This window comes from Dokdonia sp. Hel_I_63 (assembly GCF_007827285.1).
GTDB lineage: Bacteria > Bacteroidota > Bacteroidia > Flavobacteriales > Flavobacteriaceae > Dokdonia.
In genome coordinates this window covers 2407480-2430590 of record NZ_VISD01000001.1, presented here as the reverse complement: position 1 = coordinate 2430590, position 23111 = coordinate 2407480, and the positions used below count along the sequence as shown (strand labels likewise).

The window sequence follows — 23111 nt, the reverse complement described above, 5'->3', positions numbered from 1 at the left end:
GACTATTTAAACATACTTAAAATGCAGCCTTTCATTTACGAAAGGTTGCTTTTTTTAATTTAACCCTAATTATTATGAATTATATAAAATCAGTAATACTCGTTCTTTTAGTTGCTACTATAGCAAGCTGTGGACCATCTCAAGTGGTAAAGCAATCTAAAAAAACACTTAAAGGAACTTGGACGCTTAACGAAGTAAGTTATGATCGTCAAGGAACTTTTAATATCAACCTTTTTAATGACGCATCACAAGAATGTATGGAAGGAAGTACATGGCGTTTTATCCCTAATAATAACTTTGGAAACTACGAACTTTCTGGAGTAGGTTGCGATACGGAGAAACGTTACTTCGTTTGGAGTATTCCAGATACAGAGGGTGATGATATGAATTATAACATCCTTGTGAAGCCAACAGATGCCAAAATGAAGTCTGAAACTAATGCTGGTTTTAGGGTTGCACTTTCTTACCTTTCTGAAGACCAATTACAAATGTCACAGACAGTAAGCGTAGAAGGAAAGCCATTTAATATCACAATGAATTTTACAAAAATAGCAGAGTAATCTGTAGTCAACAATCAACTTAAAGAATTAAGATTATGAAAAATATAGTAAGAAATATTACAGCAGTAGCATTAGGAGCAGCAATGCTTACAGGTTTCACAAGTTGTGAGGCTACAAAAAATGCAAACAACAAACAGAAAGGAGCTGTTATAGGAGCTACAGGTGGAGCAATCCTTGGAGCTATTATTGGGAACAATGCTGGTAAAGGTGGAAATGGAGAGCTAGGAGCCGTAATAGGTGGTGTAGTAGGTGGTGGAGCAGGTGTTCTCATTGGTAACAAGATGGATAAGCAAGCACAACAAATTGAGCAAGAACTTCCAGGAGCTACTGTAGAGCGTATAGATGATGGTATTGTAGTGACATTTGACGAAAATTCGGGTGTTTACTTTGATACTGCGAAGTATAACGTGAATACAGCAAGCCAGACGTTACTAAATAAGCTTTCTAATATTATGAAAGAATATAATCAAACTAATGTTGTAGTTGCTGGACATACTGATAGTGTAGGGTCTGATACAAATAACATGACCTTATCACAAAATAGAGCTAACGCAGTTACTAATTATATGGTGGGTACTGGATTATCTGCAGGAAGATTTACAACGGTATGGTACGGTGAAACGCAGCCAGCTGCAAGTAATGATACTGCAGAGGGACGTGCTCAAAACAGACGTGTACAACTTGCTATTGTTCCTAACGAAGAGATGAAGCAAGACGCAATGAAAGAAGCAAACGGAGGGAACTAAACCCTTCTGTTAAACAGAAATCACAAAATCCTCAAAACTTATGTTTTGGGGATTTTTTATGCAATGTAATCTGTAAATTCACATAGTGGAACAAGATTGCGATATCATTATAATAGGTGGAGGTCTTGCGGGACTCACAGCCGCTGTACACTTGCTGCAAGCTGACTTCTCTGTGGTTCTTATTGAGAAAAATACATACCCTAAGCATAAGGTATGTGGAGAGTACGTTTCTAATGAAGTGTTGCCATATCTAGATGCGTTAGGTATATATCCCATAACTAATGGCGCTAAGAAAATAAACCGTTTTCAATTTTCTGGACTCTCTGGTAATGCGCTTGAGATTGCACTTCCCTTAGGAGGTTTTGGGATTAGCAGGTATGCTTTAGATCTAGTGCTATACGAACGAGCTTTAAGTTTAGGGTTGGTATTTGAGCAGGCAACCGCTACAAATGTTACTTTCGGGAGAGAGGAATTTGAGGTTACCACAAAAGATAAAAGTTTTAGAGCACCCTATGCTCTTGGAGCTTATGGTAAGAGGAGCGGATTAGATATTACGCTTTCGCGAAAATTTATAAGTACAAAATCCCCTTGGATGGGTGTAAAAGCACATTATGCTGGACAATTCCCAGAAGATCTAGTGGCTTTACACAATTTTTCAGGAGGTTACTGCGGATTATCAAAAGTGGAAACAGATGCGATAAATGTTTGTTATCTAGCAGATGTAAATTCATTTAAGAAGCATAAAGATTTAGACACATATCGAGTTGAGGTATTAGAGCAGAATCGTTATTTAAAAGAATTTTTCGCGCAAGCGGAACCTATTTTTGAAAAACCACTCACCATTAGTCAGATCTCATTTCAAGATAAATCTGTTGTGGAAAATCACATACTTATGATAGGTGATAGTGCAGGACTCATACATCCTTTATGCGGTAACGGTATGGCAATGGCAATTCATAGCGCAAAGATTGCAAGTGAGTGTCTTAGTAACCATATAAGTACTTCAAAAAAGCGGGAGCAGCTAGAAAAAGAATATACGAAGCAGTGGAAGCAAACCTTTGCGACTAGAATGCGCAACGGGGCACTTATACAGCGTGGGTTGCATAATACAACGATAACTAGATTAGGAGTAGGGATACTTCAAAAATCGCCTAGATTATTGAGTAGCGTGATACAGTCTACACATGGAAATCTTATAACATAATGAATTTTAAGAATCGTAGTACAACCCCAGAGTTAATGGATGACCCCAGTCTTCCAGAGGCAGACTTACATCTAGCATTAAAGGATCTCGCTACGGTAAATAAATACTTAGGAGGTAATCATATTACGATTACGGCGCTAGAAGAATTAATGAGTGAGCATCCTGAAAAAAGTAAATGGAAGATAGTAGATGTGGGGTGTAGCGATGGAGAGGTGTTGAGACACATAGCTAAGCACTTTCAAAAAAGCACTATTGATATTTCGTTTTTTGGGGTTGATATCAATGATAAAAGTATTGATAGCGCCCGAGAGAAATCTAAAGACTATGATAACTTAACCTTTAGCCGCCAGAATATATTAACGATAGATGAAACTACGTTTGAATGTGATGTGATTATCTGTACCTTAACAATGCACCATTTTTCTGATGAACAACTACTGGTGTTTATGGAGAAATTTAAAAAATTGGCAAGTATAGGTGTCATAGTAAACGATTTACAGCGAAGTAAGATAGCGTACCGTTTATTTCAGCTTTTTAGCGGTATATTTATGAAAAGTAAGATTGCCAAATACGACGGAAGAGTGAGCATTGCCCGCTCTTTTAGAAGAAAAGAATTAGAAACCTATTCAAAACAACTTGCACTAGACGACTATTCCATACAATGGAAATGGGCCTTTAGATATTTGTGGGTGATAAAAACTATATGAGCGTAACCATTACGACGGTAGCAAAACAGTTACCACAATATTCACGTACTACAGCAGAGATAATGCCTTTTCTAGACATATGGCTAGATGGGCAAGAAGATCGTTTTAAACGAAAGGTTAAGAAGATTTTTGGTAATGCAGCAGTAGATAAGCGCTATAGTATTATGGCGCCAGAAGAGGTATTTACAGCCACTAGTTTTCAAGAGAAGAATGACATTTATACTCGTGAGGTTGTAAAGCTAGGAGAGCAGGTATTATCTAAAGCGCTTACTAAAGCTTCATGGGATGGTACTAGCCTTGACTATATTATTACAGTTAGTTGTACGGGTATTATGATCCCTTCGCTAGATGCATATTTAATTAATGCGCTCAAACTACGCCAAGATATTGTACGATTACCGGTAACGGAGATGGGTTGTGCTGCTGGAGTAAGTGGTGTGCTATATGCAAATGAATTTCTTAAAGCAAATCCTGGAAAACGAGCAGCTGTTATAGCGATTGAAAGTCCTACGGCTACTTTTCAACATGATGATTACTCGATGGTAAACGTGGTGAGTGCAGCTATCTTTGGAGATGGTGCGGCTTGCGTTCTCATGTCAAGTAAAGAAGAAGATAGCGGACCGCAAATAGTGGATACAGAAATGTATCACTTTTATGATGCGCAGGAAATGATGGGCTTTAAGCTTGTAAATAGTGGTTTACAGATGATTCTAGATCAACAGGTGCCACAACAGATAGCAGATAAGTTTCCAGATATAATTCATCCATTTTTAGAAAAAAACGGCTACAGTATAGAAGATGTAAACCACTTGATATTTCATCCAGGAGGGCGTAAGATTGTAGAAACGGTTGAAGATCTTTTTGGTAAGCTTGGTAAAAATATAGATGACACGAAGGAGGTACTTAAGTTATATGGGAATATGAGTAGTGCTACTGTATTGTACGTTTTAGAACGTTTTCTTGATAGAGAATGTGAGGAAGGTGATCTGGGAATTATGCTAAGTTTTGGCCCAGGATTTTCGGCGCAACGTGTATTATTAAAATGGTAAGTGATGAGTCAATCTTATAAAAATAAATACGCAGTAATATTAGGAGGTAGCTCAGGTCTTGGGCTAGCCACCGCAAAGAAACTAGCGCATGAGGGAATGAACATTATTATCATTCACAGATCTCGTCGTAGTGTGATAGCAGCTTTTGAAGACGCTATGCGCGAGATGGAAGTACCTGGAGCGACCATTTTATCATATAATACAGATGCCCTTAATGCAGATAAGCGTCAAGCTACTATTTCAGAAATAAAGGATACTGTAGGTGCAGGAGCCATAAAAGTAGTGGTGCATAGCATCGCGCGTGGTAATTTGAAGCCATTATATTCAGAAGATAGTGCCACACTTAGCAATGAGGATTTTAAAGGTACTCTAGACGCCATGGCGGTGAGTTATTATGATTGGGTATCCGCTTTCGCGAAAGCGGAATTATTTACCCCATCTGCAAGAGCCATTGCATTTACAAGTGAAGGTAGCAGCAAAGCATGGCCACAATATGGCGCAGTTGCTGCAGCCAAAGCAGCTCTTGAAGCCATCTCGAGAGGGATTGCATTAGAGTTTGCACCACTAGGTCTTACGTCTAACTGTATTCAAGCAGGAGTGACAGATACAGAGAGCTTACGCCTCATACCTGGGAGTGAGCATATGAAAGAAATGGCACAACAACGTAATCCCTACAAGCGATTAACACTGCCTAAGGATGTAGGCAATGCTGTGTATTTGTTAACACGTGATGAAGCAGCCTGGATTAATGGCGCTGTGATTCACGTAGATGGAGGGGAACACATACGATGAGCAGTGAAGAGATTATAGCGTTATTACCTTACACGGCGCCTTTTCTATTTGTAGATCAAATAGAAGAGCTGGGCGACTCATATATTGTTGGTTCTTATACATTTTCTAGAGAATCTTATTTTTATGAAGGACACTTTAAGGGTAATCCTGTTACACCTGGCGTGATACTCACAGAATGCATGGCGCAAATAGGTTTAGTAAGTCTGGGTATTTCTAAGTTGGCAGGTCAAGATCTAGCTGCTTTAAAAGTAGCATTTACTAGCGCAGATGTTGAGTTTTTACAACCTGTGATGCCTGGCGAGAAAGTGACCGTTGTGTCAGAGGAGGCCTATTTTAGATTTAATAAATTAAAATGTAATGTGAAGCTTCTTAATGCGCAAGATGAGGTGTGTGTAAAAGGAACACTTGCAGGAATTTTTAGTACTAAATAATGAAGCATAGAGTAGTCATAACAGGAATGGGCGTTTGTGCACCTAATGGAATAGGGCTCAAAGCATTTTCTGATGCCATTTTTTCAGGTAAAAGTGGAATTAAATTTCACCAGAAACTAGCAGACCTCAATTTTGGGTGTCAGATTGCTGGACAGCCAGAAATTCCCGAAGGAATGCTCGAAAACTACTTTACAGCCTTGCAACTTCGAGATTTACAGAGCTCTGGTATTGAGTACGGAATGATAGCTGGAGTAGATGCATGGACAGACGCTGGACTCGCGCCTACAGATAAAGATACTGTCGATTATGATAGCGGAATCGTCTTTGGAGTTTCCTTACTAGGCGCCGAAAAATTTAGAAGTGCTATTTACCTAACTGATGAAGGCAAAGTACGCCGCTTAGGGAGTACTTCTGTTGTGCAAACGATGGCAAGTGGTATTAGTGCATATTTAGGAGGGTATCTAGGTTGTGGAAACCAAGTAACTACAAATTCTAGTGCTTGCACTACGGGACTAGAAAGTGTACTTATGGGGTATGAGCGTGTGCGCAACGGTGATGCAGTGCGAATGCTTGTAGGCAGTTGCAATGATAGCGGTCCTTATATTTGGGGAGGTTTTGATGCGATGCGTGTACTCACAAAAAAATATAACGAAGATCCAGAAGCTGGAAGCAGACCTATGCAGGAAGATGCAAATGGTTTTGTGCCAGGTGCTGGTGCAGGAGCATTAGTGCTAGAAACTCTCGAAAGTGCACAACAACGAGGCGCAAAGATATATGCCGAAGTTTTAGGTGGTGCAGTAAATAGTGGAGGACAGCGTAATGGCGGTACCATGACTGCACCTAATAGTGAGGCAGTACAGCATTGTATAAAAACTGCCGTTAAAAATGCAGGAGTATCTGCGACGGAAATTGATACCATAAATGGGCATCTCACTTCTACAGGAATGTGCCCAACAGAAATTGCAAACTGGAGTGAAGCTCTTGAATTGAAAGGAGAGGATTTTCCTTATATCAATTCGCTTAAAAGCATGACTGGACACTGTCTCGCGGCGGCTGGGAGTATTGAGACGGTAGCGACTATTTTAGAACTTAAGGAAGGTCGTATTTTTGGGAATATTAACTCTACTCACATACATCCGGAAATATTAGAGCGAGTAGCTCAGGTTAAAGTACTTACACAAACCATTGATATGCCTGTAAAGGTAGCAGCAAAAGCTAGTTTTGGTTTTGGCGATGTTAATTGCTGTATGATTTTTAAGAAATTTGAATAACTAGAGAAAAAAATAACAAACTGTGGTAATTATCACAGCTTACACATAAGATTATGAATAACGAACACTACGAAGCATTAAAGAATATCATCAAAATTTACCTACCAGAAGATGTCTCTGTAGATGATATAAAACCTACTAGCCACTTAACTCAAGAACTCAACGTAAATTCTGCAAACCTTGTAGATATCGTGCTTGACGTAGAAGATCATTTTGATATTACTATTGAAGATGATGAGATAGAAAAAATGGAAACGGTGCAGTCTGCTATCGAGATTATCGAGGCAAAAGTACAGTCTTAATTTACTTTATTTCATAGTTTGAGTAGTCGTAATCTGCTCTTAAGTATTGTCTCACTTTTAAGGAATCTGTGCGGTAACTGCTACGCTTTCGCGAAAATTGAAATTCATCCACCTCTGTCATTTCATCATTAATAACAAGGCTATAGTGATCTGAAGTTTGCACCCAGTAACCGAGCCATGCGAACGTTTTTGGCTCATAATAAAGGCTCCAGACATCTTCGCTACCTGTAAATGTAACGACCAGTTCATGTGATCTTACGCCTTCAAAATCTTGTAAGCCATTGTATGTTTTTGTTGAATTATCAGTATTTAAAGTATAGGGCAATCCTAAAACGAAAGTAGCGGCGTTTAGTTTATTTTGCAGTGAAACTTTTGTTGCGGTAGTGTCTGTCGCTCCATTTATAGTCTGGTATATATCTGAGTCCTTTTGTATGAGCTCATAATTTGTAGTATCTGATGACCAACTTACATTGCGTTGTGTTCCATCACTAAAATCATATTGATGTAACTCAGTACGGTCTATTTCTACAGTTCCATCTTCGTGGTATAGATGAAAAGCTTTTTCAAAGCGTATGCTTTTTATGTTTTTGTAACGCTCTTTTGTACCACTGGCGTTCATTACTTTTTCTAATAAATCTTCGGCAGTATGAACTTCGGGTGAGGTTGTTGTTTGGTTTCTATAAATCAGTAGTATAGCAATGGCGCCACCTACAAAGGCGATTAATAATAATCTTCGATTTAATCCATTTAGTACTGCCATAAAATCTAACTTTGTAAGGATAGAAAGATACAAATCACATGGTTTGTAAGGAAAAAGGACAGAGAATAATTTAATCATATTTTCGCGAAAGCATAGAGAATTTGGTAATCAACAATGCTATTTTTAAAATTGTTAATTATTTCTTTATTTTGAGGTTCTTTAAGCCATTGCAAGTCCTTATATTAGCGACTCCACGACATTTTATGACTCAAGAAACACAATACAACGAAGATAATATCCGATCGCTCGATTGGAAGGAGCACATCCGCATGCGTCCAGGGATGTACATAGGTAAACTAGGTGATGGTTCTAGCGCAGACGACGGTATCTATATCCTTGTAAAGGAGGTGCTTGATAACTGTATCGATGAGTTTGTAATGGGAGCCGGGAAGACCATAGAGGTTTCTATACAAGGAGAAAAAGTGATTGTACGTGATTACGGTCGTGGTATTCCGCTTGGAAAAGTAGTGGATGTTGTTTCAAAAATGAACACGGGAGGTAAGTATGATTCGCGTGCATTTAAAAAATCTGTAGGTCTAAACGGTGTAGGTACTAAGGCGGTAAACGCATTATCCAGCTACTTTAGAGTAGAATCTACTAGAGATGCAAAATCTGCAAGTGCAGAGTTTGCTCGTGGCGAACTAACAAATCAAGATTTGCTAGATGAGACCTCTCGCAGACGCGGTACTAAAGTGTCGTTTGTTCCAGATGCAGAGATTTTTAAGAACTTTAAATTTCGCTCTGAGTACGTAGAGCGTTTGATTAAGAACTACGTATATCTTAATCCAGGACTTACCATCGTTTTTAACGGTGAAAAGTTCTTTTCTGAAAATGGACTGAAAGATTTACTTTCAGAAAGTATCGCAGAAGGAGATCGCTTATATGATATCATCCACTTAAAAGGGGAGGATATCGAAGTTGCAATAACACACAGTAAATCGCAATATTCAGAAGAGTATCATTCATTTGTAAATGGACAGAATACTACGCAGGGTGGAACGCACCAGGCAGCTTTTCGCGAAAGCATAGTAAAAACCATTCGTGAGTTTTACAATAAGAGTTACGAGGCATCAGATATTAGAAAGTCAATTGTATCTGCGATTAGTATTAAAGTGATGGAGCCTGTTTTTGAATCGCAAACGAAGACCAAACTAGGATCTACAGATATGGGAGGTGAGTTACCTACCGTGAGAACGTATATTAATGATTTTCTTAAAACTGCACTTGATAACTTTTTACATAAAAATACTCCCGTAGCCGATGCACTGCAACGTAAGATATTACAAGCAGAACGTGAGCGAAAGGATCTTTCTGGAATACGTAAGCTAGCAAAAGACAGGGCAAAAAAAGCAAACCTTCACAATAAGAAATTAAGAGATTGCCGTATCCACCTTACAGACAGTAAGAAAGAACGTAACCTCGAGACTACCTTGTTTATTACCGAGGGAGACTCAGCATCTGGATCAATTACAAAGTCACGTGATGTAAACACACAAGCTGTTTTTAGTCTTAAAGGAAAGCCTCTTAATAGCTACGGACTTTCAAAGAAAATCGTTTACGAAAACGAGGAGTTTAATCTCTTGCAAGCTGCACTTAATATAGAAGAGTCTATAGAGGACTTACGTTATAACAACATTGTGATAGCAACAGATGCCGATGTTGACGGTATGCACATACGACTATTACTAATAACCTTCTTCTTGCAGTTCTTTCCAGAGCTCATAAAAGAAGGGCATTTATATATTCTTGAAACACCTCTTTTTAGAGTGCGTAATAAGAAAGAAACAGTGTACTGTTATAGTGATCAAGAAAAGGCAGATGCTATGGCGCGCTTAGGAGCAAAGCCAGAGATTACCCGATTTAAGGGACTTGGAGAGATATCTCCAGATGAGTTCCAGTTTTTTATAGGAGAAGATATAAGGCTAGCGCCAGTAATGCTAGATAAAGCTTTGATGATCGAAGAATTATTGTCTTTCTACATGGGTAAAAACACGCCAGATAGACAGAAGTTTATTATTGAAAATCTCAAGGTAGAACTAGATAGAGTAGTGGAGGAGGACTAGTAGTACGCTTTCGCGAAAACGTGAATAAAGAAAGATTGAGGCAACCATTAGAAAAGTAAGTGTTATTATAACCAATTAATGAGCGAAGAAATAAACGACCATAACGAAGACGAAGAATTAAATCCAGAGACACTTCCAGCAGAAGTTGTGGATGGAGGTGGAGAAACCATCACCCGCGTTTCGGGGATGTTTGAAGACTGGTTTCTAGATTATGCATCTTATGTAATCTTAGAACGTGCTGTACCGTCTATAGAAGACGGTTTCAAACCGGTACAACGTCGTATTATGCATGCTTTAAAAGAGCTTGATGATGGTCGCTATAATAAGGTTGCTAATGTGGTAGGTCACACGATGCAGTATCACCCTCACGGTGATGCGAGTATAGGTGATGCCATGGTGCAAATAGGCCAAAAAGATTTACTCATTGATACTCAAGGTAACTGGGGAAATATTCTAACTGGTGACCGTGCAGCGGCATCTCGTTACATAGAAGCAAGACTTACCAAGTTTGCACTTGATGTCGTTTACAATCCAAAAATCACAGAATGGCAAGCTTCTTACGATGGTCGTAAGAAGGAGCCTATAAATTTACCAGTAATGTTCCCAATGCTTCTAGCGTCTGGTGCAGAGGGTATTGCTGTAGGTTTAAGTACAAAGGTACTTCCCCACAATTTTATAGAACTGATTGATGCTTCTATCAAGCATCTTAAGGATAAGAAATTTACATTATATCCAGATTTCCCTACAGCAGGTATAGCCGACTTTACTGATTATAAAGATGGAATGCGCGGTGGTAAAGTACGTTGTAGAGCACGTATAAGTCAGCAAGATAAAAACACGCTTGTCATTACTGAGTTGCCTTTTGGGCAGACCACAACATCGCTTATAGATTCTATTCTTAAAGCAAATGATAAGGGTAAGATCAAGATTAAAAAAATAGAAGATAATACCTCTGCAAACGTGGAGATATTAGTACATCTTCCAGGAGGTATTTCACCAGATAAAACAATTGATGCATTATATGCATTTACAAATTGTGAGACTTCTATATCACCGCTTAGTTGTGTCATAGAAAATAATAAACCACTCTTTGTAGGTGTAACAGAAATGTTACGTCGCTCAACAGACCGCACAAAAGATTTATTAAAAGCAGAACTTGAGATACAGCTAGGTGAATTTGAAAACCAATGGCACTATGCTTCACTAGAGCGTATTTTTATTGAAAATAGAATTTACCGTGACATTGAAGAGCAAGAAACTTGGGATGGCGTAATCAAAGCGATTGATGACGGTTTAAAGCCACATATAGGTCATCTAAAAAGAGCTGTTACGGTTGAGGATATAACAAGATTGACGGAGATACGTATAAAACGTATTTCTAAGTTTGATATAGATAAAGCACAACAGAAGATAGATGCGCTAGAGGATCAAATCACTCAGGTGAAATATCATTTAGATAATCTCACGCAATATGCGATAGATTATTTCACAAGATTAAAAAAGGACTACGGCAAAGGAAAAGAACGCAAAACAGAGATTAAAATCTTTGATGACATTCAAGCAGCCAAAGTCGTGCTTAGAAACACGAAGCTCTACGTAAATAGAGCTGAAGGGTTTGTGGGAACATCTCTTAAAAAGGATGAGTATGTAACCGATTGTTCTGACATTGATGATGTAATTGTATTTACAAAGTCTGGAACGATGATGGTGGTAAAGGTGGAGTCTAAAACATTTATAGGTAAGGATATTTTGCATGTCGCTATTTTCAAGAAAAAGGATAAGCGTACTACTTATAATATGATTTACAGAGCAGGTAATGGATTGCCTACTTACGTTAAGCGCTTTAACGTTACCTCAGTTACACGTAATAACGATTATAAGCTAGCTGGTGATCAGAAGAGTGCTCAGGTACTTTATTTTAGTGCAAATCCTAATGGAGAAGCAGAACTAGTTACGGTATACTTGAGAGCTGTTGCCTCCATAAAGAAGCTCCGATTAGAAATAGACTTTGCAGATGTTATCATAAAAGGAAGATCTTCAAAGGGTAACATCGTTTCTAAAAATGCAGTAAAATCTGTAGAGCTTAAGGAAAAAGGATTGTCCACTCTTAAACCACGTAAAATTTGGTTTGACAATACGGTACAGCGTCTTAACCTAGATGAACGTGGTGATTTACTTGGGGAATTTCGTCCAGAGGATCGTCTATTGATTATTAATCAGCATGGTAATGTGCGCACAATTATTCCAGAAGTAACACATCATTTTGATGAAGATATGATTGTGTTAGAAAAGTGGAATCCGCAAAAACCTATTACGGCTATATATTGGGATGGTAATAAAGATCGTTATTATGGTAAGCGATTCCTGATAGATTCTCCAGATAAAGAAGAAACATTTATATCTGATCATGAGAATAGCGTGCTAGAGCTTGTCTCCACCGACTGGCGACCTGTCGCTGAAATGATATTTTACAAGCAGCGAGGTAAGGAAGCCAAGGAAAATGAGATAGTATCCATGGAAGACTTTATAACAATAAAAGGGTTAACCGCTCTAGGTAATACTTTCTATACAGAAAAACTTAAAGGTTTAAACTGGATGGAGTCTTTACCTTATGAAGAAGAAGTAGAAGAAGAAAAGGAAAATATAGATGTTGTAGGTGAGGAAGAAGTAACTCCCGAAAAGAGTTCTCCTCAAACCGCAAAAAAAACAGACGGTGAAGTAAGTAGCGATGATGATGATTCTAAGTCGCAAACTTCTTTATTTTAGATTTTGAAATAATATTTTATCGCTCCTAATTGATTCAAAATCATATCTAATTTTTCCTACAAGATGCGTTAACGGCTGGTCAGTATAATTGACAGGTCTTTATTTTGAAAACTTTGTAGAATGAATTTGAGTAGTAGAGAGGGTTGCCTTCGGTTCTGTTTAATAGGATTGTTTTGTGTTTTTCACGTTTTCGCGAAAGCGGCCGTTCAAGACACCAGCTGTGCTTTGCTTATTTCTCCCGCTCAAGGAGAAACCAATGTTTCTGTAATTGCGCCAATAAGTTTTGAGCCAGTAGCAGGAGCTGTTAATTATTTTATAGACTTAGGTACTACTACAGGAGGTGCAGACATACTCAATAATTTTAGTGTAGGTATTTCAGCGAGTTTTAATCCTCCGCAGGGAATGCCAGAAAGTACAATCATCTACATTACGATCCGAGCCTTTTTTGTAAGTGGCTCGCAGTCATGCAATAGTCAGTCTTTTACTACGCAAGATGTTACTGTTGTTCCGTCCTGTACGCAAATAAGTTTTCCAGTAAATGGAGCAGTAGACGTTCCTTTAAACACTACAATAAGTTGGCCTTATGCACCTAGAGCTACGGGTTACATTATAAATATAGGTACTTCACCTGGAGGAATCGATGTTGTAAATGCCCAGAATTTAGGAAATACTTTGACGTATAATAACGCTGTAAATTTTAACCCTGATACGACGTATTATGTTACCGTGATAGCATACAATGAGAATGGACAAGCGGTAAATTGTGTAGAGACATCATTTACTACAGAAATAGTTGCCACAGAAGTTCCAGAATGTACACAACTTATCGCGCCGATAAATGGGGCTACTGAAGTTGCCTTAACACCAATACTTGAATGGCCAGCAGTGACTAATGTAGAGGGTTACCTTATAAGGATAGGTACAACACCCGGAGGATCAGACGTACTTGCAAATACAGATATTGGTCTAGCTACATCTACAGCTGTACTTGACTTTCTTGAAGGAACTTTATACTTTGTAACTATAACACCTTTTAATGCTGCTGGAGAGGCACAAAATTGTACGCAAACAAGCTTTACGACCACCTATGGTTGTGGCCCTTACACAGATGGAATTACAGGTGAAATGGTTGATTTAAATCCCATAATTGATCTCGCCGAAAATTATGAGATTTGCAGAGATAATGCTCCATTAGTCCTGAGCTATCTAGAACCGTATGAGCGCATTGTGTGGAATACAATAAATGATGGTGAAATGGTAAGTATATCATCAGACGCTCTAGTTACAATCAATACCTCAGGAGTGTATATGGTGGAGGTGAGTACAGAAACAGTTATTGATTCTGGAACTATTATTTGTACAGCAACCCACTCGTTTGAGGTTTCTATAATTGATCCTCCTATTATTGATAACTTAGTGATTTCAAATCAAGGAAACACAGTAAACGTTCTTGTAGAATTAGAAGAGGAAGGCGATTTTGAATATTCTAGCACTACTGAGAATGGCCCTTATCAATCTAGTGCATTACTTATAGATGTTGATGCGACAGATATTCAGGTATATGTAAGAGACCGCAATGGTTGTGGGATGGACAGCAGACGTATCAAACCTGACCCAGGATTTCCAAAATACTTCACTCCTAATGGAGATGGTGTTAATGACACCTGGCAGGTGAGGGGAGTAGTGGTAAATGGGGAAACGGTTACGAGTATAGAAATTTATGATCGCTTTGGAAAACGTCTCAAGACCATTTCTCCATATGGGCAAGGTTGGGATGGAAGCTATCAAGGTAAAGCGCTATTCGATAATAGCTTTTGGTACAAAGCAAATACGCGTTCAAACGTGACCTTCACAGGATATTTTGCTTTAAGAAGATATTAAGGTATTCCGCTTTCGCGAAAATTTGATGATTTATAAATTATTTTATTTGCAATAATTAGAGGTGAGTATCTGATTTTTAAATGAATAGATTACTGACATATATGACCTTTAATTTTTTTTGAATTAAAGTTGAAATTATTCTTGTTTTCTTCTATTTGTTGATGTAGATTTGCATCCGCTTACAACAAGCAAGTTCATTATTTTATTAAAGGAGAGGTGCCTGAGTGGCCGAAAGGAGCGGTTTGCTAAATCGTCGTAGGTGGAAACACTTACCCAGGGTTCGAATCCCTGTCTCTCCGCAAGTCATAACAAAACAGATGAGTAATCATCTGTTTTGTTATTTAAAGATTTATACACTTAGTGTATATTTCGGGGTATAGCGTAGCCCGGTTATCGCGCCTCGTTTGGGACGAGGAGGTCGCAAGTTCGAATCTTGCTACCCCGACTTATTGTTGATTAGGGCTCTTAGCTCAGCTGGATAGAGCACCTCCCTTCTAAGGAGGCGGTCGCAGGTTCGAATCCTGCAGGGCTCACATCACTTTAAAAACCACATTCTTTTTAGAATGTGGTTTTTTTTTTGCTCCTCTAAATTAAATAACCTAATTATAACAATATGACATACAATCACTTATTTGTAGCTCCATATTTTTATATATTCGAACTTTGCAATCAATAACTTAGATAATTCCAATATTCTCAGTAATAGTTTGGGTGCATTTATTAAAGGTTATGGATTTTATTGTTTGAGCTGTTCTATATAGTAGGACAGTAAATATTAATTATAAACTGAAGGTGTTGAAGAATTTGCTTAGCGTAATTTACCAAGTGTTTTTCTGCTTTTTGATTTTAAGGATTTATTGATGAAAAAATTTTTACTTGGTATTATTTTATCGTTTTCTAGTTACGGCGGACTATTAGGACAAAGCATAGCTGTCAATAATCCAATCTTTCCCGAATCTTCATTCACTGCAGAAGAGCTCATTCAAAATGTATTAATAAGTGGCTCTTCTTGTGCTGATGTATCGCTAACTAATTTTCAAGAAAATCCTAGTGGCGTTAGTAATCCTAATCAAAAAAGTTGGGGTTACTTCAATGCAAATGGATCTAATTTTCCTTTTCAAGACGGAATAATTCTTACTTCTGGATTTGCAAGTTTGGCTGAAGGACCTAATGATGATGTAGGTGGTAACAGTGGTGGAAGTTGGAATGGGGATACTGATCTTCAAACAATTTTAGATAATTTGTACGGGACTTTTGTGCCTACAAATGATGCAACTGTTTTTGAGTTTACATTTTCTTCAAATATTGATACTGTTGATTTTGAATTTATTTTTGCGTCTGAAGAGTATGAGAACGAATTTGAGTGTGATGACGTATTTAGAGATGGTTTTGCATTTTTAGTAAAAGGTCCAGGAATCCCTGATGATTCTGGTACTGCTTTTGGAGGTACTAATATTGCAGCAATCCAAGGCTCATCAAACGTTGCTGTAAGCACAGCAACAATACATTTAGATCCCACCCAAGATGCTGTTAACGGGTTTTTATGTGGTACAGAAGACTTAGGTGTAAACTATTTTCCAGAATTATATGTAAGTAATTCAAATGATAATCTTAACGATTTGCCTACTCAATTTGACGGATTAACTACGGTACTAACCACAACAACCGTTACAATTGTACCTAATGAGACATACACACTTAAAATGGTTATAGCAGATCGTTCTGATAGCGGTTTCGACTCTGCTGTCTTTTTACGTGGAGGTAGTTTAAGTTTAGGGGTAGATATTGGAGCAGACCAAGTAGGTATTAACTTTAATGCTGCTTGTCAAGGAGAAACAGTAACCCTGGATGCTACTAATAATACAACTGCATCAACAATATTTGAGTGGCAACAACTGAATACTATGACCAATATGTTTGAGCCCTTTGTGCCAGCTCAAGTTAATGGGACCCTTGATGTAACAAGTGATGGTCAATATAGAGTATTAGTCGATACTGGCACTGGTTGTTTAGGTGAGGATACAGTAACAATAGAGTTCGCATCTGCTACTTATAATGATCCAATGGATATTATGGTTTGTGATGATTCATCTGGTGATGGGATTGAAATATTCAACTTAGAAGATCAAATTCCTGCTATAACGTCAGGACAAACAGATGTCTTTGTAACATTTCATAGCTCACAAGTTGATGCGGAAATGGATATTAATGATATTGCTAATCCAGAGGTTTATAGCAACACAGCACCATCTGAAGAAATTTTTGTCCGTATAGAGACCACTCTGAGTGAAAGCTGTTTTGATGTTGGCTCATTTATAATATCTGTAAGTGATCAAACCGTGGCCAATGATCCTGGTCCGTTTTTAGTTTGTGATGATGCTACAGATGGAGATGATACTAATGGAATTACTGTTTTTGATTTATCTAGTATAACGGATGCTATTTTAGGAACCCAAGATCCTGCGTTATTTAATGTTAGTTATCACAGTGGAGGTGTAGATGCTAATAATAATGACAACCCTTTGCCGCTCGCTTATACTAATTCCAATGCAGGTGGAGAAACTATAGTTGTCCGTGTAGAAAATAGTAGTGACGTAAATTGCTTTGCAACAAGAAATATTTCTCTTGTTGTAGGTGAACTCCCAATGATAACCACACCAGTAACCTTACGTCAGTGTGATGATGATACAAATGGTATTACGACTTTAAACTTAACACAGTCACAGAGTGAATTAAGTACAAACTCAGCTAATGAGACTTTTACATACGTAGACGCTTCTGGCGCACCTATAACTGATCCAACGGCTTATGTAAATAGTGCTTCTCCTTTTACAGAGGCTATTGCTGTAACAGTTACAAATCTAGATGGATGTTCACGAGAAGGCGTTATTAATGTGATTGTGAGTGCTTCTCAAATTTCAGATGGAACGCTCTTTGCAGATGAGATTGAGTGTGATACTGATGGTGATGGTATCGCTGTATTTGATTTCTCTGCTGCTACCACCGCGATAATGACATCGTTCTCACCACAGGTAGTATCTGTTGCTTATTATGAAACAGAACAAGAGGCTTTATCTGAGATTAATCCTATTACGGATATTGCTGCTTATAGCAACAACCCACTATTTACAAGTGCTAGCGGTGTTCAAGACATTTGGGTTCGTGTAGAGGCAGCTACAGATAGTGGATGTGTAGGTCTTGGAGAGCATGTGAGACTCACCGTCACCCCCAACCCAACATTCCTACCAAGCATCAGTAGTATTGAAACCTGTTCTGCTGTAGCCAATGCTGCTACTTTTGATTTGACGCAGAATATAACGGAGATTACTGGTGGAGATACAGATCTAGAAGTTACTTTTTATGAGAGCATTGCAGCTTACACGGCTACACCTCCAGTAGCGATTGCAAGTCCTGCCTCTTTTTCAAATAGTAGTAACCCGCAGACTATTTTCTATAGTCTAAGAAGTACAAGCAGCACGTGTACGACGTTTGATACAGCAATGAACTTTGAGATTATTGTGAATCAGAATCCTGTGGCAATTACGCCATCAGAGCTTCAAGTGTGTGATGATGATGGCGTAGTAGATGGATTTACCACGGTTGATCTTTCTCAAAAAGATGCCGAAATCACTAGTGGTTTTAATGTAAATCTCACGGTAACCTATCACTTGGACGCTGCTGGCGCTACTACTGGCGATGCAAGTATTCCAGATAGCACGATGTTTACCACCACGAGCAATCCTCAGATTGTAGGGGTACGTGTGACTAATAATATAACAGGTTGTTTTTCAACGACGAGTATGAGCATTCGAAGCTTCCCAGTGCCTGTGGCTGTCACTCCAGCGGATTATGAGGCTTGTGATGATGATAATGATGGTGTATTTGACTTTTTTGTACTTTCTTCTAGAGATGCCGAAATCACTGGTGGTGACCCTAGTTTAAATGTTGCCTACTACCTTACCCAGGCAGATGCAGATAATGCGCCTGTAGGTCAAGAGCTGGACGCAGCAATGTATATCAACAACGATCCTTTTGAGCAAATCATTTTTGCTCGTGTATTTAATGCGATAGGTTGTTATGACACAACACCACTTACCTTGAGAGTGCTTAACACTCCAATGCCTAATGAAAATGCAACTCCTTTTACGCTTTGTGATGATAATAGCGACGGACTACAGATTTTTGATTTAAGCACGCAAGTGGTAAATATTTTAGGAGGTCTAGACCCTGCAACCCACAGTGTAGTATGGTTTTCTTCTCTCGCTTCCGCGGAAGCTGGAACTCCTGCCATCGCAGCTCCTACCGCTTACACCAGCAACACGGCAACCGTTTTTGCAGTGGTGACAGATACGGCGCAACCAACGACCACAGCTACTTTTTGTAGTAACATAGCGACCCTTTCTCTTGTTGTAAATCCGCTTCCTACACCAATACAACCTGCCGAATATGAGCTTTGTGATGATTTAGCCAGTGGTAGTGATACCGATGAGTTTGCGAGTTTTGACCTACGTAGCCGTGATGATGAAATTACTGGTGGTAATGATGACTGGGCAGTGAGCTATCACCTTACCCAAGGCGATGCCGATGCAGGTGCACCAGCGCTTCCAGATGTATATCAAAATACCGTAATGGCCAACCAAACTATTTTTGCTAGAGTAGAAAATATAGTAACTAGCTGTTTTGAAACCACCACGCTTACTTTAGTGGTAAACCCACTACCATCACCTACTACTATTGCAGCGGTAGAAGAATGTGATACCATGGCAAACGATGGAGATGTAGATAATGATGGAGATGCCATATTTGACCTAACAGGCCAAGTAACTACAGATATTATCAATGGAGAGACGTTTATGTCACTCACTTTTCATGAGACACTCGCTTCCGCGGAACTAGGCAGTCCATCGATAGCAACACCAGCGGCTTATGAGACTGTATCTAGAACAATATATGTACGAGCAACCGATACGGACCCAGCAACAGCAACCCAGTGTTACCGTGTTATCGAACTAGTACTTACCGTACAACCAGCACCTGTACTTCCTACAGTAATCCCAGATTTAACCTCTTGTGATGATAATGAAGATGGACAAGCGCTTTTTGATCTTACTCAAAATGATGCAATTGTTCTAGGAACACAAACTACTGCTGATGTTACTTTAACGTATCATGAAACGCTGGCTAGCGCAGAAGCGATGGTAGGAAGCGCAAGTGACATGCCAGTTGCCGATCCGCTGAATTACTTAGCAAGTGCGCCAACCACGCCAATCTGGGTGCGTCTAGAAAATACAACTACAGGATGTACGGTCGTTGGCACTTTCAATCTAAACATAGCGATGATTCCAGTAATCACACCTCCTGGAGTTTTTGAGCAGTGCGATAGCGCAGGAGCACTGGTAGGCAACGATACTGATGGGATTACAAGTTTTGATTTAACGAGCCTTGATACTTTAATTACTGGAGGAGACACCACTTTAAGTGTTAGCTATTATGAATCGCAAGCCGACTTAGATGCTGGGGCAACCAATGCGATTTCTACTCCAACAGCCTATGTAAATACAGGCATGAGTCCGCAGACCATTTTCATTTTAGTTACTAGTAATCAGGCAGGAATGTGTGGTGCTCAAACTACGGTAGACCTTCAGGTGAATCCGCTGCCAGTCATTGGAGAGCCATTACCAGCGGCAGTAGCTTGTGATGAAGATAATGATGGCTTTGGAGCATTTGACCTGCAGCAATATAATGACGACTTACTAGCAACAGTAACGAATGTAGCCTTACGTTTTTATGAAACACTAGATAATGCAACGGCAGATACAGGAGCAGGTCAAATAGATATTACGCTTCCTTATAATAACATTTCAGGAATGACTTCGCTGTATGTCGTTGCACAAGATACGGATGCTACCACAGCCACAAGTTGTACGAAGATCTATGAGTTTGAACTTATTGTGTTCCCTATTCCTGAACTTCCTACAACATTAGCAACTCTTGCTGCTTGTGATGATAACAATGATTTAATGGAAATCATTGACCTTACCCAAAATGAGTCAGCGATTATAGGAACGCAAGATCCAGCAACCCTTGTTATTACCTACCATAATACACAAGTAGATGCCGATTTGGGAATCAATCCAATTGTAAACCCTACCGCTTATACAGCAACACAGATAATACCACTAGAAACTATCTGGGTACGCTTACAAGTAAGTGATGGCTCTCCAAATATATGTGCTGCCATTGGTTCTTTTCAGATATCGGTAGAGACACCACCTACGGCAAATCCGAATGGTGATGAGCTAGACCTGATGATTTGTGATGATGATATAGACACCTTTACCGTATTTGACTTGAGCGTAAACCAAGCCGGTCTCACTGGTGGTGATCCGCTGCTTACGGTAACGTATTATGAGAGTCTTGCAGCTTTGAATGCAGGAACTCCTATTACAGATCCTTCGGCGTACACAAATACATTAAATCCTCAGACCATCCAGGCAGTAGTATCAAGCCCAGCAGGATGTAGTGATGGAACGACCTTTAATATTGAAGTGTTACCACTGCCAACGCCGAATACCAACCCAGATGCGCTAGAAGTGTGTGATACGACTACAGATATTGATACTGATGGTGACGGAGTGATTGATGCAGGTTCAGGTTCGGCAACAGATGGTTTTGAAGTCTTTGATTTAACACCTGCTATCGCACAGATTGCTGGAGCAGAACCTGTGAATATAACAGTGTATACAGAGCTCGCTTTCGCGGAAGCGAACCCAGAAGACACCACGCTAGCCATTGCAGATGTGACTGCGTTTATCAATACCGTGACTGGCAACCAAACATTATACGCACGAGTGGAACGTGATGTGCCAGGCGATAGTGACTTGGATAGCGACGGAAATCTATGTTTTGTAGTTGTTCCTTTTGAAGTGGTGGTAAACCCGCTACCGATCTTGGCAGCAGCTGGACCTGTAGATTATACCTTCTGTGAAGAATTTGATGGTGATGACGCGATGGGAAGTGTCGATTTAACAACCCTCGCAGATTTGGCTGGATTACTTGCTGCGCCGCAGGTAACCAGTGATTTTATTATCACTTACCATGAACTAGAGGTGCAAGCGGCAGCAAATGCAGCAGCGCTTAGCTCGCCATACACGGTGGCAGATAATCAGGAATTATTTGTACGTATAGAAAATGCGACCACAGGATGCGTGAGTTTTACCAGCATCATCTTTACGGTAGAGTCACGCCCAGAGGTATTTCCAGCATTTAATATCGTGCAATGTGCAGACGATTTTGGAGTAAATATCGCACCAGAGCAGAGTACGGCAACTTTTGATCTTACTCAGCAAAACGCTGTCATCACTGGAAACGTAGCCGCAACTTCCGTAAGTTATTATACTAGCCTTGCAGATGCGCAGGCGATGACAAATGCGATTGCTACTCCTAGTGCTTTTGAAAACACCATAAATCCGCAGGTGATTTATGCTAGAGCGGTAAACACTGCAAGTAGCTGTGAGAGTAGCACGATAGAGAGTTTTGAGATATTTGTACAACCGTTGCCATACACCAATTTAACTAATGAAGGCGGACAGATTTGTGTAGATGAAATTACAGGCGAAGCGCTTAATCCGTTTATCATTGATGGTACGGTGGAGAGTCCGCAGATTGGGGTTACTTATAGTTATGTTTGGACACGTGACGGCGCATTAGTATCGCTAAACCCTGAGGTAACTATTGATGCTGCAGGGACGTATCAAGTGATGATTACCGCTACTTATGGAGATGGCACGAGCTGTGATTATGTAGCAGAAGCGGTGTATAGCGCAGAGAGCGCACCCGTTTTTGAAGCCGTCGTTGTAGAATCTTCCTTTAACAATAGCGGATTATACACGGTAGAAGTAATTAATGTTACAGGAGCAGATGTCGCTTCAGCATATGAGTTTGCGATAGATGATGGGCCGTTCCAGAGTAGTACTACTTTTACAGGAGTAACACCGGGGACACACACTGTTTTTGGAAGACTGGCGAGTGGTAACTGTAGCGTATCAGAAGTAGAGATAGGGATAATTGATTACCCAAGATTCTTCACGCCAAATGCAGATGGTTTCCATGATACATGGAATATCATAGGACTGGGAGTAGCACCAAACTTAAACGCAAAGATCTTCATCTTTGATAGATACGGAAAACTATTAAAGCAAATCAGTCCAGTAGGTGCTGGATGGGACGGTACTTTTAATGGACAGCCTATGCCATCAAACGATTACTGGTTCCGCGTAGAGTTTACAGAAGTAGACGAGCTAGGAACACAGAGAACCGTAAACGGACACTTTACGTTGAAACGATAAGCAAAGCATACATTGATTACAAAAAGCCCTCAGTATGTGTTACTGGGGGTTTTTTTATGTCTTGATATTTAGGATAGAAATAGTCAGTTATCTGCTAAGCAATCTTAATGTTTAAACAAGCTTTAGCAATTTATAATGCATGGATAACCTTTAATTACCCGCGTGAGGGATAGCAGTGGTTACCCTGCAGTGTTGTGGAGCGATAGCGACATAGCACGAAGCGTAAAAACG

At 39.5% G+C, this 23111-nt stretch carries 14 protein-coding genes and 3 tRNA genes; 16 read left to right on the top strand and 1 reads right to left on the bottom strand.

All coding sequences use genetic code 11. From position 1 onward, the window contains the following. The first annotated feature begins 74 nt into the window (after positions 1-74). From JM84_RS10610 to JM84_RS10570, 9 genes are all read left to right on the top strand, one after another. A complete protein-coding gene (locus tag JM84_RS10610) occupies positions 75-560 on the top strand; it encodes a lipocalin family protein (RefSeq protein ID WP_013752005.1) in 486 nt (161 codons plus the stop codon). 35 nt (positions 561-595) lie between these two features. After that, positions 596-1306 (top strand): OmpA family protein, encoded by a 711-nt coding sequence (locus JM84_RS10605; RefSeq protein WP_013752006.1) that lies wholly within the window; start codon positions 596-598, stop codon positions 1304-1306. An 85-nt stretch (positions 1307-1391) separates the two neighbouring features. Then, entirely contained in the window at positions 1392-2510 is a 1119-nt protein-coding gene (locus tag JM84_RS10600; protein WP_013752007.1) for an NAD(P)/FAD-dependent oxidoreductase, read from the top strand. Continuing rightward, positions 2510-3217: a methyltransferase domain-containing protein gene (locus tag JM84_RS10595; RefSeq protein ID WP_013752008.1), complete on the top strand. Its 708-nt coding sequence runs from the start codon at positions 2510-2512 to the stop codon at positions 3215-3217. Before JM84_RS10600 ends, JM84_RS10595 begins: the two co-directional genes overlap by 1 nt. Beyond that, positions 3214-4266: a type III polyketide synthase gene (locus JM84_RS10590; protein ID WP_144784185.1), complete on the top strand. Its 1053-nt coding sequence runs from the start codon at positions 3214-3216 to the stop codon at positions 4264-4266. Before JM84_RS10595 ends, JM84_RS10590 begins: the two co-directional genes overlap by 4 nt. A gap of 3 nt (positions 4267-4269) precedes the next feature. Continuing rightward, a complete protein-coding gene (locus JM84_RS10585) occupies positions 4270-5058 on the top strand; it encodes an SDR family oxidoreductase (protein ID WP_013752010.1) in 789 nt (262 codons plus the stop codon). Then, positions 5055-5489, top strand: coding sequence for a 3-hydroxyacyl-ACP dehydratase FabZ family protein (locus JM84_RS10580; protein WP_144784183.1), 435 nt, complete (start codon positions 5055-5057; stop codon positions 5487-5489). The genes JM84_RS10585 and JM84_RS10580 overlap by 4 nt, the downstream gene beginning before the upstream one ends. Then, positions 5489-6760, top strand: a complete 1272-nt coding sequence (locus JM84_RS10575) for a beta-ketoacyl-[acyl-carrier-protein] synthase family protein (RefSeq protein ID WP_013752012.1) — start codon at positions 5489-5491, stop codon at positions 6758-6760. Before JM84_RS10580 ends, JM84_RS10575 begins: the two co-directional genes overlap by 1 nt. Positions 6761-6813: 53 nt before the next feature. Then, positions 6814-7062 carry a phosphopantetheine-binding protein gene (locus JM84_RS10570; RefSeq protein WP_013752013.1) on the top strand — a complete coding sequence of 83 codons (249 nt, stop codon included), beginning with the start codon at positions 6814-6816 and terminating at the stop codon, positions 7060-7062. Position 7063: 1 nt separating this feature from the next. Here the strand turns inward: JM84_RS10570 and JM84_RS10565 are convergent, their stop codons facing one another. Next, positions 7064-7822 carry a hypothetical protein gene (locus tag JM84_RS10565; protein WP_144784181.1) on the bottom strand — a complete coding sequence of 253 codons (759 nt, stop codon included), beginning with the start codon at positions 7820-7822 and terminating at the stop codon, positions 7064-7066. A 203-nt stretch (positions 7823-8025) separates the two neighbouring features. Here JM84_RS10565 and JM84_RS10560 point away from each other — a divergent pair, with 203 nt between their 5' ends. From JM84_RS10560 to JM84_RS10530, 7 genes are all read left to right on the top strand, one after another. Then, positions 8026-9885 (top strand): DNA topoisomerase IV subunit B, encoded by a 1860-nt coding sequence (locus JM84_RS10560; protein ID WP_041295706.1) that lies wholly within the window; start codon positions 8026-8028, stop codon positions 9883-9885. A gap of 78 nt (positions 9886-9963) precedes the next feature. After that, positions 9964-12651 (top strand): DNA gyrase/topoisomerase IV subunit A, encoded by a 2688-nt coding sequence (locus JM84_RS10555; RefSeq protein WP_013752016.1) that lies wholly within the window; start codon positions 9964-9966, stop codon positions 12649-12651. A 120-nt stretch (positions 12652-12771) separates the two neighbouring features. Beyond that, positions 12772-14532 carry a T9SS type B sorting domain-containing protein gene (locus tag JM84_RS10550; protein ID WP_144784179.1) on the top strand — a complete coding sequence of 587 codons (1761 nt, stop codon included), beginning with the start codon at positions 12772-12774 and terminating at the stop codon, positions 14530-14532. Between the two features lie 210 nt (positions 14533-14742). Further along, a tRNA-Ser gene (locus JM84_RS10545) sits at positions 14743-14831 on the top strand. A 71-nt stretch (positions 14832-14902) separates the two neighbouring features. After that, positions 14903-14977, top strand: a tRNA-Pro gene (locus tag JM84_RS10540). A gap of 14 nt (positions 14978-14991) precedes the next feature. Next, positions 14992-15065, top strand: a tRNA-Arg gene (locus JM84_RS10535). A gap of 327 nt (positions 15066-15392) precedes the next feature. Then, positions 15393-22880 (top strand): T9SS type B sorting domain-containing protein, encoded by a 7488-nt coding sequence (locus tag JM84_RS10530; protein ID WP_144784177.1) that lies wholly within the window; start codon positions 15393-15395, stop codon positions 22878-22880. Positions 22881-23111 lie beyond the last annotated feature (231 nt).

Excerpts from the sequence above, each read along its gene's own strand:
- JM84_RS10610 (WP_013752005.1), top strand. The coding sequence starts at position 75 with ATGAATTATATAAAATCAGTAATACTCGTTCTTTTAGTTGCTACTATA.
- JM84_RS10605 (WP_013752006.1), top strand. The coding sequence starts at position 596 with ATGAAAAATATAGTAAGAAATATTACAGCAGTAGCATTAGGAGCAGCA.
- JM84_RS10595 (WP_013752008.1), top strand. The coding sequence starts at position 2,510 with ATGAATTTTAAGAATCGTAGTACAACCCCAGAGTTAATGGATGACCCC.
- JM84_RS10590 (WP_144784185.1), top strand. The coding sequence starts at position 3,214 with ATGAGCGTAACCATTACGACGGTAGCAAAACAGTTACCACAATATTCA.
- JM84_RS10585 (WP_013752010.1), top strand. The coding sequence starts at position 4,270 with ATGAGTCAATCTTATAAAAATAAATACGCAGTAATATTAGGAGGTAGC.
- JM84_RS10580 (WP_144784183.1), top strand. The coding sequence starts at position 5,055 with ATGAGCAGTGAAGAGATTATAGCGTTATTACCTTACACGGCGCCTTTT.
- JM84_RS10575 (WP_013752012.1), top strand. The coding sequence starts at position 5,489 with ATGAAGCATAGAGTAGTCATAACAGGAATGGGCGTTTGTGCACCTAAT.
- JM84_RS10570 (WP_013752013.1), top strand. The coding sequence starts at position 6,814 with ATGAATAACGAACACTACGAAGCATTAAAGAATATCATCAAAATTTAC.
- JM84_RS10565 (WP_144784181.1), bottom strand. The coding sequence starts at position 7,822 with ATGGCAGTACTAAATGGATTAAATCGAAGATTATTATTAATCGCCTTT.
- JM84_RS10560 (WP_041295706.1), top strand. The coding sequence starts at position 8,026 with ATGACTCAAGAAACACAATACAACGAAGATAATATCCGATCGCTCGAT.
- JM84_RS10555 (WP_013752016.1), top strand. The coding sequence starts at position 9,964 with ATGAGCGAAGAAATAAACGACCATAACGAAGACGAAGAATTAAATCCA.
- JM84_RS10550 (WP_144784179.1), top strand. The coding sequence starts at position 12,772 with ATGAATTTGAGTAGTAGAGAGGGTTGCCTTCGGTTCTGTTTAATAGGA.
- JM84_RS10530 (WP_144784177.1), top strand. The coding sequence starts at position 15,393 with ATGAAAAAATTTTTACTTGGTATTATTTTATCGTTTTCTAGTTACGGC.